Source organism: Enterobacter sp. FW301-JW81 (assembly GCF_058788735.1).
In genome coordinates this window covers 1,404,716-1,419,861 of sequence record NZ_JBYTBA010000001.1, presented here as the reverse complement: position 1 = coordinate 1,419,861, position 15,146 = coordinate 1,404,716, and the positions used below count along the sequence as shown (strand labels likewise).

General features: G+C 51.1%; 12 protein-coding genes. 10 read left to right on the top strand and 2 right to left on the bottom strand.

Going from position 1 to position 15,146, the window contains the following annotated elements:
• The first annotated feature begins 8 nt into the window (after positions 1 to 8).
• The 3 genes from rssA to galU all read left to right on the top strand — a co-directional run bounded on the left by rssA (position 9) and on the right by galU (position 3,124).
• Entirely contained in the window at positions 9 to 911 is a 903-nt protein-coding gene (rssA, locus tag AC3WOK_RS06725; RefSeq protein ID WP_047348237.1) for a patatin-like phospholipase RssA, read from the top strand.
• 90 nt (positions 912 to 1,001) lie between these two features.
• On the top strand, positions 1,002 to 2,015 hold the full coding sequence (gene rssB / locus AC3WOK_RS06720) for a two-component system response regulator RssB (protein WP_047348238.1): 1,014 nt from the start codon (positions 1,002 to 1,004) through the stop codon (positions 2,013 to 2,015).
• Positions 2,016 to 2,215: 200 nt separating this feature from the next.
• Positions 2,216 to 3,124: a UTP--glucose-1-phosphate uridylyltransferase GalU gene (gene galU, locus AC3WOK_RS06715; RefSeq protein WP_047348239.1), complete on the top strand. Its 909-nt coding sequence runs from the start codon at positions 2,216 to 2,218 to the stop codon at positions 3,122 to 3,124.
• A gap of 201 nt (positions 3,125 to 3,325) precedes the next feature.
• Here the strand turns inward: galU and hns are convergent, their stop codons facing one another.
• Positions 3,326 to 3,739, bottom strand: a complete 414-nt coding sequence (hns, locus tag AC3WOK_RS06710) for a histone-like nucleoid-structuring protein H-NS (RefSeq protein ID WP_008502781.1) — start codon at positions 3,737 to 3,739, stop codon at positions 3,326 to 3,328.
• Between the two features lie 549 nt (positions 3,740 to 4,288).
• Between hns and tdk the strand changes: the two genes are divergently transcribed.
• On the top strand, positions 4,289 to 4,903 hold the full coding sequence (gene tdk / locus AC3WOK_RS06705; RefSeq protein ID WP_059311608.1) for a thymidine kinase: 615 nt from the start codon (positions 4,289 to 4,291) through the stop codon (positions 4,901 to 4,903).
• A gap of 77 nt (positions 4,904 to 4,980) precedes the next feature.
• On the opposite strand, the gene adhE is transcribed toward tdk, so the two are convergent.
• Positions 4,981 to 7,659, bottom strand: coding sequence for a bifunctional acetaldehyde-CoA/alcohol dehydrogenase (adhE, locus tag AC3WOK_RS06700; protein WP_047348241.1), 2,679 nt, complete (start codon positions 7,657 to 7,659; stop codon positions 4,981 to 4,983).
• Positions 7,660 to 8,137: 478 nt separating this feature from the next.
• Between adhE and AC3WOK_RS06695 the strand changes: the two genes are divergently transcribed.
• The 6 genes from AC3WOK_RS06695 (at position 8,138) to oppF (ending at position 15,144) form a co-directional block, all read left to right on the top strand.
• A complete protein-coding gene (locus AC3WOK_RS06695) occupies positions 8,138 to 8,785 on the top strand; it encodes a YchE family NAAT transporter (protein WP_023312098.1) in 648 nt (215 codons plus the stop codon).
• A 773-nt stretch (positions 8,786 to 9,558) separates the two neighbouring features.
• Positions 9,559 to 11,190 (top strand): oligopeptide ABC transporter substrate-binding protein OppA, encoded by a 1,632-nt coding sequence (gene oppA / locus AC3WOK_RS06690; RefSeq protein ID WP_059311605.1) that lies wholly within the window; start codon positions 9,559 to 9,561, stop codon positions 11,188 to 11,190.
• Positions 11,191 to 11,274: 84 nt separating this feature from the next.
• Complete coding sequence (oppB, locus tag AC3WOK_RS06685; protein WP_047348244.1) at positions 11,275 to 12,195, top strand: oligopeptide ABC transporter permease OppB; 921 nt, start codon at positions 11,275 to 11,277, stop codon at positions 12,193 to 12,195.
• A 14-nt stretch (positions 12,196 to 12,209) separates the two neighbouring features.
• Positions 12,210 to 13,118, top strand: a complete 909-nt coding sequence (oppC, locus tag AC3WOK_RS06680; protein ID WP_047348245.1) for an oligopeptide ABC transporter permease OppC — start codon at positions 12,210 to 12,212, stop codon at positions 13,116 to 13,118.
• 11 nt (positions 13,119 to 13,129) lie between these two features.
• Positions 13,130 to 14,143 carry an ABC transporter ATP-binding protein gene (locus AC3WOK_RS06675; RefSeq protein ID WP_047348246.1) on the top strand — a complete coding sequence of 338 codons (1,014 nt, stop codon included), beginning with the start codon at positions 13,130 to 13,132 and terminating at the stop codon, positions 14,141 to 14,143.
• Positions 14,140 to 15,144 (top strand): murein tripeptide/oligopeptide ABC transporter ATP-binding protein OppF, encoded by a 1,005-nt coding sequence (gene oppF / locus AC3WOK_RS06670; RefSeq protein WP_492354204.1) that lies wholly within the window; start codon positions 14,140 to 14,142, stop codon positions 15,142 to 15,144. The genes AC3WOK_RS06675 and oppF overlap by 4 nt, the downstream gene beginning before the upstream one ends.
• The last annotated feature ends 2 nt before the right edge of the window (positions 15,145 to 15,146 follow it).

The window sequence follows — 15,146 nt, the reverse complement described above, 5'->3', positions numbered from 1 at the left end:
CAGGGCTAATGAGAAAGGTTAAAATTGGACTGGCGCTGGGCTCAGGTGCAGCCCGGGGATGGTCACACATCGGCGTGATTAATGCTTTAAATCAGATGGGTGTTGACGTCGATATCGTTGCAGGGTGTTCAATAGGATCGCTTGTCGGCTCCGCTTACGCGTGCGGGAAGCTGCCGGACCTTGAAACCTGGGTGCGCTCCTTCAGTTACTGGGACGTGCTTCGTCTGATGGACCTCTCATGGCAGCGCGGCGGGCTGTTGCGCGGCGAGCGCGTCTTTAACCAGTTCCGCCAGGTTATGCCTCTTGAAGACTTCACGGATTGTCACATGCCTTTCGGCGCCGTTGCGACGAACCTCAGCACGGGTCGCGAACTTTGGCTAACCGAAGGGGATATCCATCTTGCCGTGCGTGCCTCCTGCAGTATGCCGGGGTTAATGGCGCCTGTCCCACACAACGGTTACTGGCTGGTTGATGGTGGCGTCGTGAACCCGGTGCCCATCTCGCTCACGCGTGCAATGGGGGCTGACATCGTCATTGCCGTGGACCTGCAGCACGACGCTCACCTGATGCAACAGGACCTCATGCCGGTCAACCTCCAGAGCGAAGACGCAGAGGGGGAGAAACTGGCCTGGCATGAGCGCCTGCGCGGAAGAATCGGGCGTATGGCCGCGCGACGCTCGGTTGCTGCCCCGACGGCGATAGAAATCATGACCACGTCAATCCAGGTCCTTGAGAATCGCCTCAAGCGCAATCGTATGGCAGGCGATCCGCCAGATATTCTTATTCAACCGTACTGTCCGCAAATCTCTACCCTTGATTTCCATCGGGCTGAGGCCGCCATCGCAGCGGGCTCGCTAGCCGTCGAAAAGAAAATGGACGAATTGTTGCCTTTTGTGCGAACAGCACGCTAAGCACTTTTTTTGATTACTTCAGCAAAATCTGACAGGCGATAGTGCCGATCGCATGCCACTATTTAGTTACTGTCAGCCAGGGGAGGAAACATGACGCAACCATTGGCCGGAAAACACATTTTGATTGTAGAAGACGAGCCCGTTTTCCGATCGCTACTGGATTCGTGGTTATCCTCACTGGGGGCAATCACTTCACTGGCTGAAGATGGCATCGACGCGCTGGAAAAAATGATCAGCATTACGCCCGATTTGATGATTTGCGACATTGCGATGCCGCGTATGAACGGACTGAAGCTGGTTGAACATCTGCGTAACGAAGGCAACCAGACGCCGATTCTGGTGATATCTGCCACAGAGAACATGGCCGATATCGCTAAAGCGTTACGTCTCGGGGTGCAGGATATTCTGCTTAAACCGGTCAAAGATCTGAACCGGTTGCGGGAAACGGTGTTAGCGTGCCTGTATCCGAATATGTTTAATTCCCGGGTAGAGGAAGAAGAGCGCCTTTTCCAGGACTGGGATGCCCTGGTAAGCGATCCGCCTGCCGCGGCGAAACTTTTGCAAGAGCTTCAGCCGCCCGTTCAGCAAACCATTTCGCATTGCCGAATAAATTATCGCCAGCTGGTGGCCGCAGACCAGCCTGGACTGGTGCTGGATATTGCACCCCTCTCTGATTCCGATCTTGCATTTTATTCCCTCGATGTCACCCGGGCGGGGGATAATGGTGTATTAGCGGCGTTACTCCTTCGTGCGCTATTTAATGGTTTATTGCAGGAACAGTTATCGCATCAGGGGCAACGGCTGCCAGAGTTAGGCAGTTTGCTCAAACAGGTAAACCAGCTTTTTCGTCAGGCGAATTTACCCGGACAGTTCCCGCTGCTTGTCGGTTATTACCACAGCGGTTTAAAGAATCTTATCCTCGTTTCCGCCGGCCTCAACGCTTCCCTGAATACCGGAGAACATCATATTGAGGTAAGTAACGGTGTGCCGCTTGGAACATTGGGGACGGCGTATCTTAATCAAATTAGCCATCGCTGTTCCTCCTGGCAGTGCCAAATTTGGGGGGCCGGGGGACGACTGCGCTTAATGTTGTCCACGGAATAAGCAAATGGATCGTAATTTTAAGATTGCTTTACCTGTGTTTTACGGGGAGTGCTACTATCGCTGCCCAGATTCATGCGTATTTATCCTAATTGATCGGCAACGCGTTCTTTTCAGACCCGGACTGTGGGGCGAGGCTGATATACTTAACGCGTTATTTATTGCATAAAAGTTCAAAACTTGAACAGCTCAGGAGAATTTGAATGGCTGCCCTAAATTCGAAAGTCAGAAAGGCCGTCATCCCGGTAGCGGGATTGGGGACCAGGATGTTACCAGCAACTAAGGCGATTCCGAAAGAAATGCTGCCTCTGGTTGATAAGCCATTAATCCAGTATGTCGTTAATGAATGTATCGCTGCCGGCATCACAGAAATTGTGCTGGTTACACATTCATCAAAAAACTCTATCGAAAACCATTTCGATACAAGCTTTGAACTTGAAGCCATGCTGGAAAAACGCGTTAAGCGTCAGCTGTTAGAAGAAGTTCAGTCTATTTGCCCTCCGCACGTTACCATTATGCAGGTTCGTCAGGGGCTGGCTAAAGGTCTGGGCCACGCTGTGCTTTGTGCACATCCTGTTGTGGGTGATGAGCCTGTGGCGGTAATTCTGCCTGACGTTATTCTGGACGAATACGAATCCGATCTTTCTCAGGATAATCTGGCTGAGATGATCAAACGTTTTGACGAAACAGGCAGCAGCCAGATCATGGTTGAGCCTGTAGAAGACGTGACGGCTTACGGTGTGGTTGACTGCAAAGGCGTTAACCTTAACCCGGGTGAAAGTGTCCCGATGATTGGCGTGGTAGAGAAGCCTAAAGCCGACGTAGCGCCTTCAAACCTGGCCGTAGTAGGTCGCTATGTCCTGAGCGCTGAAATCTGGCCTCTGCTGGCGAAAACGCCTCCAGGAGCAGGTGACGAGATCCAACTGACGGATGCCATCGATATGCTGATCGAGAAAGAGACCGTTGAGGCTTACCATATGAAAGGTAAGAGCCATGACTGCGGTAATAAGCTCGGTTATATGCAGGCATTTGTTGAATATGGCATTCGCCACAATACCCTTGGCGAAGAATTTAAAGCCTGGCTCAAAGAGAGCGCAGGTATTAAGAAATAAGCCACGACAGCAGATGTTAGAAACCGGTGAGGCGTTGCCCACCGGTTTTTTTATGCCCATAACACACCGGAAGCCTGCCTGAAAGTAAGCGCCCTGAAATAGCTGAATAACGCTTTATGACAGAGTGTAAGGGGATGTTTGCGATAAATTTTGGTTAAAAAAAATCCCGCATTATGCGGGATTTTTCTGAATGCGGCTTGATTAATCCTTGATCAGGAAGTCATCCAGCTGTTTACCTTGCTCATCCATGGCTTTCTTGATAACAGCAGGAGTACGACCCTGGCCAGTCCAGGTTTTAGTTTCGCCGTTCTCGTCAACGTAGCTATATTTAGCAGGACGGGCAGCACGCTTAGCTTTAGTACCAGTTTTAGCTGCAGCCATGCTGTTCAGCAATTCATTTGGATCGATACCATCAGCAATCAGCATTTCACGATATTGCTGCAGTTTACGAGTACGCTCTTCGATTTCAGCAGCAGCAGCGCTTTCTTCTTCGCGACGTTCATTAACTACAACTTCTAATTTTTCCAGCATTTCTTCAAGCGTTTCGAGGGTGCATTCTCTTGCCTGCGCACGAAGAGTACGGATGTTGTTCAGAATTTTAAGTGCTTCGCTCATTGTAGTAATCTCAAACTTATAATGGGGGGTGGTTTGTTGACCTAATAATAGAGCCATAAATTCAGTTGTGCAATAGCCAGGAATGTAAGGAATTCAAAAAATACTAAATAATGCCGCTATTATTAATTACGCTAACTTAAATTTCATCACCCGACAGTCTCGCTTGTTATCACGTAAACCTGCTTAACCCGGTCGCTTGCATCTTTTTTTTGTGACATTTACCGCAGGAATTATAGTTGCGGTGGAGAAATATCAGCCTTTCGTATTAGTTCCCATCAGTGATGTTAAGACAGAAATAGTTAATAAATAGTGAATTTTAATGAACGGTGATTCCACTATAAAAAGAAGTGTTATGTTTGGTGGAACTTATAACATATTGGCCTGGCAAAATGAGTTTACTTCCTGTTTTAACGGATTATTTTTGAAAACAGAAGGCCCGGATTTCAGCTGCGAACCGCATCGTGTGTGCGCTGTATCGCTGATGACCCGACAAAATATGGTACAATCAATCATTGGGAATATTACACATTGATTAGGGTTTTACGGCCAATGGCACAACTTTATTTCTACTATTCGGCAATGAATGCCGGGAAATCCACCGCATTGCTGCAGTCCTCGTACAATTACCAGGAACGAGGGATGCGTACCGTTGTTTATACGGCTGAGATAGACGATCGCTTTGGTGCAGGGAAGGTGAGTTCCAGAATAGGCCTCTCGTCGCCGGCCAGGCTGTTTAACCCGAAAACTGACCTGTATGAGGACATTCGTACAGCGCATGCCGCTCAGCCCATACACTGTGTCCTGGTGGATGAGAGCCAGTTCCTGACTCGTGAACAGGTGCATGCGCTGTCAGAGGTGGTCGATGAGCTCGATATCCCCGTTCTTTGTTACGGGCTGCGCACGGATTTTCGCGGTGAGCTCTTTGCCGGCAGTCAGTATTTGCTCGCCTGGTCAGATAAGCTTGTTGAACTGAAAACGATCTGTTTTTGCGGCCGCAAAGCCAGTATGGTGCTTCGTCTCGACCAGGCTGGAAAACCTTATGCAGATGGCGAGCAGGTGGTGATAGGCGGGAATGAACGCTATGTTTCGGTCTGTCGTAAGCATTATAAAGAGGCGTTGTCTGTAGGCTCACTGACGGCGATTCAGCACGACAACAGAAAGTAACGTCAGCTTTATTATTCGGATTATTCAGACATAAAAAAACCCGCCATACAGGCGGGTTTTTATTATTAGACTGTCAGTTAAGCGCTTTTCTTCGCTTTCTTGTCAGCTTTAATAACTGGAGCTTCTGTTTTCACAGCGGCAACGTCGTTTTCTTTGAACTCACGGCCGTAGAAGGTATCCAGCAGAATCTGTTTCAGCTCGGAGATCAGCGGGTAGCGCGGGTTAGCACCAGTACACTGGTCATCGAACGCATCTTCAGACAGCTTATCTACGTGAGCGAGGAAGTCAGCTTCCTGAACGCCTGCTTCGCGGATAGATTTAGGAATACCCAGCTCGGCTTTGAGGCTTTCCAGCCATGCCAGCAGTTTCTCAATCTTCGCAGCAGTACGGTCGCCCGGTGCGCTCAGACCAAGATGGTCAGCGATCTCAGCATAACGACGACGTGCTTGCGGACGGTCGTACTGGCTGAAAGCAGTCTGCTTGGTTGGGTTGTCGTTCGCGTTATAACGGATAACGTTGCTGATCAACAGGGCGTTCGCCAGACCGTGAGGAATGTGGAACTGTGAGCCCAGCTTGTGCGCCATTGAGTGGCAAACACCCAGGAAGGCGTTAGCAAACGCGATACCGGCGATAGTTGCTGCACTGTGAACGCGTTCACGAGCAACCGGGTTTTTAGAACCTTCGTTGTAAGATGCTGGCAGGTTTTCTTTCAGCAGCTTAAGCGCCTGCAGAGCCTGACCGTCAGAGAACTCAGACGCCAGGACAGAAACATATGCTTCCAGGGCGTGAGTCACGGCATCCAGACCACCGAACGCACAGAGTGACTTAGGCATCTCCATGACCAGGTTCGCATCAACGATAGCCATATCTGGCGTCAGTGCATAGTCAGCCAGTGGATATTTCTGACCCGTTGCATCATCCGTTACAACCGCAAACGGTGTAACTTCTGAACCGGTACCGGAAGTGGTCGTTACCGCGATCATCTTCGCTTTCACGCCCATTTTCGGGAACTTGTAGATACGTTTACGGATGTCCATAAAGCGCAGCGCCAGCTCTTCGAAGTGGGTTTCCGGATGTTCGTACATAACCCACATGATTTTCGCGGCATCCATTGGGGAACCACCACCCAGGGCGATAATCACATCAGGCTTGAAGGAGTTAGCCAGCTCAGCACCTTTACGCACAACGCTCAGGGTAGGGTCAGCTTCAACTTCAAAGAACACTTCAGTTTCAACGCCAGCCGCTTTCAGCACAGAGGTGATCTGGTCAGCGTAGCCGTTGTTGAACAGGAAACGGTCAGTCACGATGAGCGCACGTTTGTGGCCATCAGTAATCACTTCATCCAGCGCGATTGGCAGAGAGCCACGGCGGAAGTAGATAGATTTCGGAAGTTTGTGCCACAACATGTTTTCAGCTCGCTTAGCAACGGTTTTCTTGTTGATCAGGTGTTTTGGACCAACGTTTTCAGAGATGGAGTTACCACCCCAGGAACCACAACCCAGAGTCAGGGAAGGTGCGAGTTTGAAGTTGTAAAGGTCACCGATACCACCCTGGGAAGCAGGGGTGTTGATCAGGATACGCGCAGTTTTCATCATCTGACCGAAGTGAGCGACGCGTTCTGGCTGGTTATCCTGGTCGGTGTACAGGCAAGACGTGTGACCGATACCGCCCATGGCAACCAGTTTCTCGGCTTTTTCTACCGCGTCTTCGAAATCTTTCGCACGGTACATTGCCAGCGTAGGAGACAGTTTTTCGTGTGCAAACGGCTCGCTTTCGTCGACAACTTTCACTTCACCGATCAGGATTTTGGTTGTTGCCGGAACGGTAAAGCCTGCAAGTTCTGCAATTTTGTATGCTGGCTGACCTACGATAGCGGCGTTCAGCGCGCCATTTTTCAGGATGATGTCCTGAACCGCTTTCAGCTCTTTGCCCTGCAGCAGGTAGCCGCCGTGGCTGGCGAAACGTTCACGAACGGCGTCGTAAACGGAGTCTACGACAACAACAGACTGTTCGGATGCACAGATAACGCCGTTATCGAAGGTTTTAGACATCAGTACGGAAGCAACAGCGCGTTTGATGTCAGCAGTTTCATCGATCACAACAGGTGTGTTACCTGCACCCACACCGATAGCAGGTTTACCGGAGCTGTATGCTGCCTTAACCATGCCAGGACCGCCGGTCGCCAGGATCAGGTTAATGTCCGGGTGATGCATCAGCGCGTTGGACAGCTCTACAGAAGGTTGGTCGATCCAGCCAATCAGGTCTTTTGGTGCGCCGGCAGCGATAGCGGCCTGCAGGACGATATCCGCAGCTTTGTTGGTCGCGTCTTTCGCACGTGGGTGTGGAGAGAAGATGATTGCGTTACGGGTCTTCAGGCTAATCAGCGATTTGAAGATAGCAGTAGAGGTTGGGTTAGTTGTCGGAACAATACCGCAGATAATGCCGATAGGTTCAGCGATGGTGATAGTACCGAAGGTGTCGTCTTCAGACAGCACGCCACAGGTTTTCTCATCTTTATAGGCGTTGTAGATATACTCTGAAGCAAAGTGGTTTTTGATCACTTTATCTTCAACGATACCCATGCCGGATTCGGCAACGGCCATTTTAGCGAGAGGAATTCGAGCATCTGCAGCAGCCAGTGCGGCCGCGCGGAAGATTTTATCAACCTGTTCTTGGGTGAAATTGGCATATTCACGCTGGGCTTTTTTAACGCGCTCGACGAGGGCGTTCAGTTCAGCGATATTAGTAACAGCCATAATGCTCTCCTGATAATGTTTAAACTCTTTTAGTAAACCAGCGCTCGATACGTCACTCAGTATAGTCAGAGCCGATACCACTTGCGTAACACAAAGTAAAACAAAGAGTTACTTTCTGCTTCAGCACACTAATTTACTAAAAGAGCCTTACCTTAGCATCATCCATTTTTGTCAGGCGATCTCCCTGGGGGCGTAACCAAGATTACTCACTTCTGAGTACCGAAATCATGATCTGCGTCAATTTTTCACCAAGCTGATACCTTTCAGCAGGGTTATTTTGTTGTGATTTTTCCAGTGTTAAATAATTACGTAAGTATTGGAAGTGGCGCTATCATTGATTATACATATGTTTAACATCCTGAAATGATAACGTTTTGGCACAGATTTCAAGTGAAGTATGCTGATAAAAAGGGTATCTTCAGCGCGATTTCTCATGACACATTCTCAGTCCCGGGCATATGTATAAGCGGAGCAAAACGTGATCCAAACGCTCTTTGATTTTCCAACGTACTTTAAATTTTTTATTGGTTTGTTTGCCCTGGTCAACCCGGTGGGGATCATTCCTGTCTTCATTAGTATGACGAGTTACCAGACGGCAGCGGCCAGGAATAAGACCAACCTCACCGCTAACCTGTCTGTGGCTATCATATTGCTGACCTCCCTTTTTCTGGGGGATGCCATTCTTCAGCTCTTCGGGATTTCGATCGATTCTTTCCGCATCGCGGGTGGGATCCTGGTGGTGACTATCGCCATGTCCATGATCAGCGGGAAGCTGGGTGAAGATAAACAGAACAAGCAGGAGAAATCAGAAACCGCCATCCGGGAAAGCATCGGCGTGGTGCCTCTGGCATTACCGCTCATGGCCGGTCCTGGCGCTATCAGTTCAACCATTGTCTGGGGCACGCGTTACCATAGCCTGATGCATCTGATTGGTTTTTCAGTCGCCATCGCTCTTTTCGCGCTCTGTTGTTGGGGCGTATTCCGTATGGCGCCGTGGCTGGTGCGCTTGCTGGGGCAGACGGGCATTAACGTCATTACGCGTATCATGGGCCTGCTGTTGATGGCGTTAGGGATAGAATTTATTGTCACGGGGATTAAAAGCATTTTCCCCGGCTTGTTACACTAATATTTCATATGAAAGAACGGAGCGTCGGCTCCGTTTTTTTTTACGTGATTATCAGCAAATCATATAACTAAAGTTGAAATGCTCACATATCATAATAAATTCTACTAATAATGTTCATCTCTTGTATTTCAACAAGTTATTAATTCCGCCTCAACCCGCCTGCACATAAAACCTTCGATCGCTCTGTTATTTTACTCACATGATACTCTGGGGCTTGCTGAGAGATAACCGAAATGATATTAGTAATTTCAACATTCCCTTAGATGAATGTGCTAAATAATAACCAGTTGTTAAATTTTTGTACAAAATCACCCGATGATGGCGCAGCGACGCGCTTATAGAGAAAATTCTCTCTATCATATTGAATATCATATGTTTTTGATGGTGTTTGATGTCTGGCAGGGCTGCCCCCAAAGATACGGTGTTCACCGTAAAAGAGAATTGCTTAACAAATTTGCAAAATGTATTGGCGCGCGTTTACGCCATTTGATACTTTCCGGCCTAATATTTTGCAGCATAAAACAATCAGATGAGAATTATTTTCATATAGTTCTCTTCTCAGATATCCAGCACGGGTCTCAGACAGGGGAGGCCGGTGAAGAATCGACGCAAGACGGCCATACGAGCGGTCAGTAATAAAAAAAGTCGGTGATAGCAAGCAGTAAAAGAAGAACCTGACAGCAGCAAAAAAAACTCCTGCGCTGTACAGGCCCCAACAGGGGATTACACAGCTGGCGAAGGCCAGTAATTATAATGAGTGGAGTACCAACACAATGTCCATCATCACAAAAAAAAATCTGGTAGCGGCGGGGATTTTAACTGCGCTAATCGCGGGCAACGCTGCAATGGCTGCGGACGTTCCTGCAGGAGTTCAACTGGCCGAGAAGCAGACGCTGGTTCGTAATAACGGTGCGGAAGTTCAGTCTCTTGATCCGCACAAAATTGAAGGTGTTCCTGAGTCTAACGTTAACCGCGACCTGTTCGAAGGCCTACTGGTGACGGACGTAGACGGCCACCCGGCACCGGGTGTGGCAGAGAAATGGGAAAACAAAGATTTCAAAGTCTGGACCTTCCATCTGCGTAAAGATGCGAAATGGTCCGACGGTACCCCGGTTACGGCCGAAGATTTCGTTTATAGCTGGCAGCGCCTGGCGAACCCAAACACCGCCTCCCCGTATGCGAGCTACCTGCAATATGGCCACATCGCCAATATTGATGACATCATCGCGGGCAAAAAGCCGGTTACCGACCTGGGCGTCAAAGCGATTGATGCGAACACCTTTGAAGTGACGTTGAGCGAACCTGTTCCGTACTTCTATAAGCTGCTGGTTCACCCGTCCGTCTCTCCGGTACCAAAATCCGCCGTGGAGAAATTTGGTGAAAAATGGACGCAGCCTGCCAACATCGTGACCAACGGCGCCTATAAGCTGAAAGACTGGGTGGTCAACGAACGCATGGTTCTCGATCGTAACCCGCAGTATTGGGACAACGCGAAAACCGTGATTAACCAGGTGACCTACCTGCCAATTTCTTCCGAAGTGACTGACGTTAACCGCTACCGCAGCGGTGAAATCGACATGACCTATAACAACATGCCGATTGAACTGTTCCAGAAACTGAAAAAAGAGATCCCGAAAGAAGTTCACGTCGATCCGTACCTGTGCACCTATTACTACGAAATTAACAACCAGAAAGCACCGTTCACCGACGTGCGTGTACGTACTGCGCTGAAGCTGGCACTGGATCGCGATATTATCGTGAACAAAGTGAAAAACCAGGGCGATCTGCCGGCGTACAGCTATACCCCCCCATACACCGATGGTGCAAAACTGACTGCGCCAGAATGGTTCAAAGAAACGCAGGAACAGCGTAACGCAGAAGCGAAGAAACTGCTGGCCGAAGCGGGCTACACCGCTGACAAGCCGCTGACCTTCAGCCTGCTGTACAACACCTCCGATCTGCACAAAAAACTGGCTATCGCCGTTGCCTCAATCTGGAAAAAGAACCTGGGCGCAAACGTGAAGCTGGAAAACCAGGAGTGGAAGACCTTCCTCGACAGCCGTCATCAGGGCACCTTTGATGTGGCGCGTGCAGGCTGGTGTGCGGACTATAACGAACCGACCTCCTTCCTGAACACCATGCTGAGCGACAGCTCAAACAACACCGCGCACTATAAGAGCCCGGCGTTTGACAAGCTGATTGCTGACACGCTGAAAACCACTGACGAAGCACAGCGTACCGAACTGTACTCTAAAGCTGAGCAGCAGCTGGATAAAGATTCCGCGATCGTTCCGGTTTACTACTACGTTAACGCCCGTCTGGTGAAACCGTGGGTAGGTGGGTATACCGGTAAAGACCCGATGGATAATATCTACGTTAAAAACTTGTATATTATCAAGCATTAATGGCAATGAGTGGGGCGAGCATGCTCGCCCCACGGTGTCTAACCAACGTCACATTATATAGGCACACGCCAGAAGGTACGGGCAATGTTGAAATTTATCCTGCGTCGCTGTCTTGAAGCGATTCCAACGCTTTTTATTCTAATTACGATTTCCTTCTTCATGATGCGTCTTGCACCGGGAAGTCCATTTACCGGTGAGCGTACGCTGCCGCCAGAAGTTATGGCGAATATCGAAGCGAAATACCATTTAAACGATCCTATCTCCACCCAGTACTTCAATTATCTGAAGCAGTTGGCCCACGGTGATTTTGGACCGTCATTTAAATATAAAGACTATTCCGTTAATGACCTGGTGGCGTCCAGCTTCCCAGTTTCGGCGAAATTGGGTGCTGCGGCATTCATTCTGGCCGTCGTTTTCGGGGTCGCCGCTGGCGTTATCGCCGCGCTCAGACAAAATACCAAATGGGATTATGCCGTAATGGGGGTGGCGATGACCGGGGTAGTTATACCCAGCTTCGTTGTCGCGCCATTACTGGTAATGATATTTGCCATCACGCTGAAGTGGCTGCCTGGCGGCGGCTGGAACGGCGGGGCATTAAAGTTCATGATTTTACCGATGGTGGCATTATCCCTGGCGTACATCGCCAGTATCGCGCGTATCACCCGTGGTTCAATGATTGAGGTGCTGCACTCGAACTTCATTCGTACCGCGCGCGCAAAAGGGCTGCCGATGCGCCGGATTATTTTCCGCCACGCGCTCAAGCCGGCGCTGTTGCCCGTGCTCTCCTACATGGGGCCTGCCTTCGTCGGGATCATCACCGGTTCAATGGTTATCGAAACGATCTACGGTCTGCCGGGCATTGGCCAGCTGTTCGTTAACGGCGCGCTCAACCGCGACTATTCGCTGGTGCTGAGTCTGACCATCCTCGTCGGTGCGCTGACCATTCTCTTTAACGCGATCGTCGATGTGCTGTATGCCGTCATCGATCCGAAAATCCGTTACTAACGCTGGAGCACGCCATGATGTTGAGTAAGAAAAACAGCGAGGCGCTGGAAAACTTCAGTGAAAAACTGGAAGTAGAAGGCCGTAGCCTCTGGCAGGACGCGCGCCGTCGCTTTATGCACAACCGTGCAGCGGTCGCCAGTCTGGTTGTTCTGGTAATTATCGCGCTGTTTGTGACCCTGGCGCCGATGCTGTCGCAATTTACCTATTTCGACACCGACTGGGGCATGATGTCCAGCGCGCCGGATATGGAATCCGGCCACTATTTTGGCACGGACTCTTCCGGACGCGATCTGCTGGTGCGCGTCGCTATCGGTGGCCGTATCTCGCTGATGGTGGGTATCGCAGCCGCGCTGGTGGCGGTGATCCTGGGCACGCTTTACGGCTCACTTTCCGGCTATCTTGGCGGCAAAGTGGACTCGGTAATGATGCGTCTGTTGGAAATCCTGAACTCCTTCCCGTTTATGTTCTTCGTCATCCTGCTGGTGACCTTCTTCGGCCAGAACATCCTGCTGATCTTTGTGGCCATCGGGATGGTTTCCTGGCTGGACATGGCGCGTATTGTTCGCGGCCAGACGCTGAGCCTTAAACGTAAAGAGTTTATCGAGGCCGCGCAGGTAGGGGGCGTCTCTACCGGAAATATCGTGGTTCGTCATATCGTTCCCAACGTGCTGGGCGTGGTGGTGGTGTACGCCTCACTGCTGGTACCAAGCATGATTCTGTTTGAATCCTTCCTGAGCTTCCTTGGGCTGGGTACGCAAGAACCACTGAGCAGCTGGGGCGCGCTGCTGAGCGATGGCGCAAACTCAATGGAAGTCTCACCGTGGCTGCTGCTTTACCCGGCGGGTTTCCTGGTCGTCACCCTGTTTTGTTTTAACTTTATCGGCGATGGCCTGCGTGATGCCCTCGACCCGAAAGACCGTTAAGGAGCGCCGTCATGACAATTATTGAAACGGCCACTGCGCCACAGGCGCAACAGCAGAGCAATCTTCTGCTGGATGTGAAAGACCTCCGCGTGACCTTTAAAACGCCGGACGGGGATGTTACCGCCGTCAACGATCTCAACTTCAACCTGCGTGCGGGCGAAACGTTGGGGATCGTGGGTGAATCCGGATCGGGTAAATCCCAGACCGCCTTTGCGTTGATGGGGCTGCTGGCATCGAACGGTGTGATTGGCGGTTCCGCAAAATTCAACGGCCGTGAAATCCTCAACCTGCCGGAGCACGCGCTGAACAAGCTCCGCGCCGAACAGATCTCGATGATTTTCCAGGATCCGATGACCTCGCTTAACCCGTATATGCGCGTTGGCGAGCAGCTGATGGAAGTGCTGATGCTGCATAAAGGCCTGGGCAAAGCAGAAGCCTTTGAAGAGTCCGTTAAAATGCTGGATGCGGTGAAAATGCCGGAAGCGCGTAAGCGTATGCGCATGTTCCCGCACGAGTTCTCCGGCGGTATGCGTCAGCGCGTGATGATTGCGATGGCGCTGCTGTGCCGGCCAAAACTGCTGATTGCCGATGAGCCCACCACCGCGCTGGACGTCACCGTTCAGGCGCAGATCATGACCCTGTTGAACGAGCTTAAGCGTGAGTTCAACACGGCGATTATCATGATCACCCACGATCTGGGCGTGGTTGCGGGCATTTGTGACAAAGTGCTGGTGATGTATGCCGGTCGAACCATGGAATACGGAAACGCGCGCGATGTGTTCTATCAGCCTGCGCATCCGTATTCAATCGGCCTGCTGAATGCGGTTCCGCGTCTCGATGCGGAAGGGGAAGCGCTGCTTACTATTCCGGGCAACCCGCCAAACCTGCTGCGCCTGCCGAAAGGCTGCCCGTTCCAGCCGCGCTGTCCGCACGCGATGGAAATCTGCAACAGCGCGCCGCCGCTGGAAGAGTTTGCACCAGGCCGTCTGCGCGCCTGCTTTAAGCCGCAGGAGGAGCTGGTATGAACGCATTAGATGAAAAACGCAACGTGCTGCTCGAAATCGCAGACCTTAAAGTGCATTTCGACATCAAAGACGGCAAACAGTGGTTCTGGCAACCGCCAAAGACGCTGAAAGCGGTGGATGGCGTGACGCTGCGCCTGTACGAAGGGGAAACCCTGGGCGTGGTGGGCGAATCCGGCTGCGGTAAATCGACATTTGCGCGAGCGATTATCGGTCTGGTAAAAGCCACCGGCGGCAAGGTGGCCTGGCTGGGTAGAGATCTGCTGGGCATGAAGCCGGACGAGTGGCGCGATGTGCGCAGCGATATCCAGATGATTTTCCAGGATCCGCTGGCGTCACTGAACCCGCGTATGACCATCGGTGAGATTATCGCCGAGCCGCTGCGTACCTATCATCCGAAGATGCCGCGTCAGGAAGTTCGCGATCGTGTTAAGGCGATGATGATGAAAGTGGGCCTGCTGCCTAACCTCATCAACCGCTATCCGCACGAATTCTCCGGTGGCCAGTGCCAGCGTATTGGTATTGCGCGCGCGCTGATCCTGGAGCCGAAGCTGATCATCTGTGATGAGCCAGTTTCCGCCCTGGACGTGTCCATTCAGGCTCAGGTCGTAAACCTGCTGCAAAAGCTGCAGCGTGAAATGGGGCTGTCGCTGATCTTCATTGCGCATGACCTGGCCGTGGTGAAACACATCTCCGACCGCGTGCTGGTGATGTACCTGGGCCATGCCGTGGAGCTGGGCACCTACGATGAGGTGTACCACAACCCGCTGCACCCTTACACCAAAGCGCTGATGTCTGCGGTGCCGATTCCCGACCCCGATCTGGAAAAGAATAAAACGATTCAGCTTCTGGAAGGGGAATTGCCCTCGCCGATTAACCCGCCGTCGGGCTGCGTCTTCCGTACGCGATGCCCTATGGCCGGGCCGGAGTGTGCGAAAACGCGACCGGTTCTGGAAGGCAGTTTCCGACATGCGGTTTCCTGCCTGAAAGTAGACCCGTTATAATC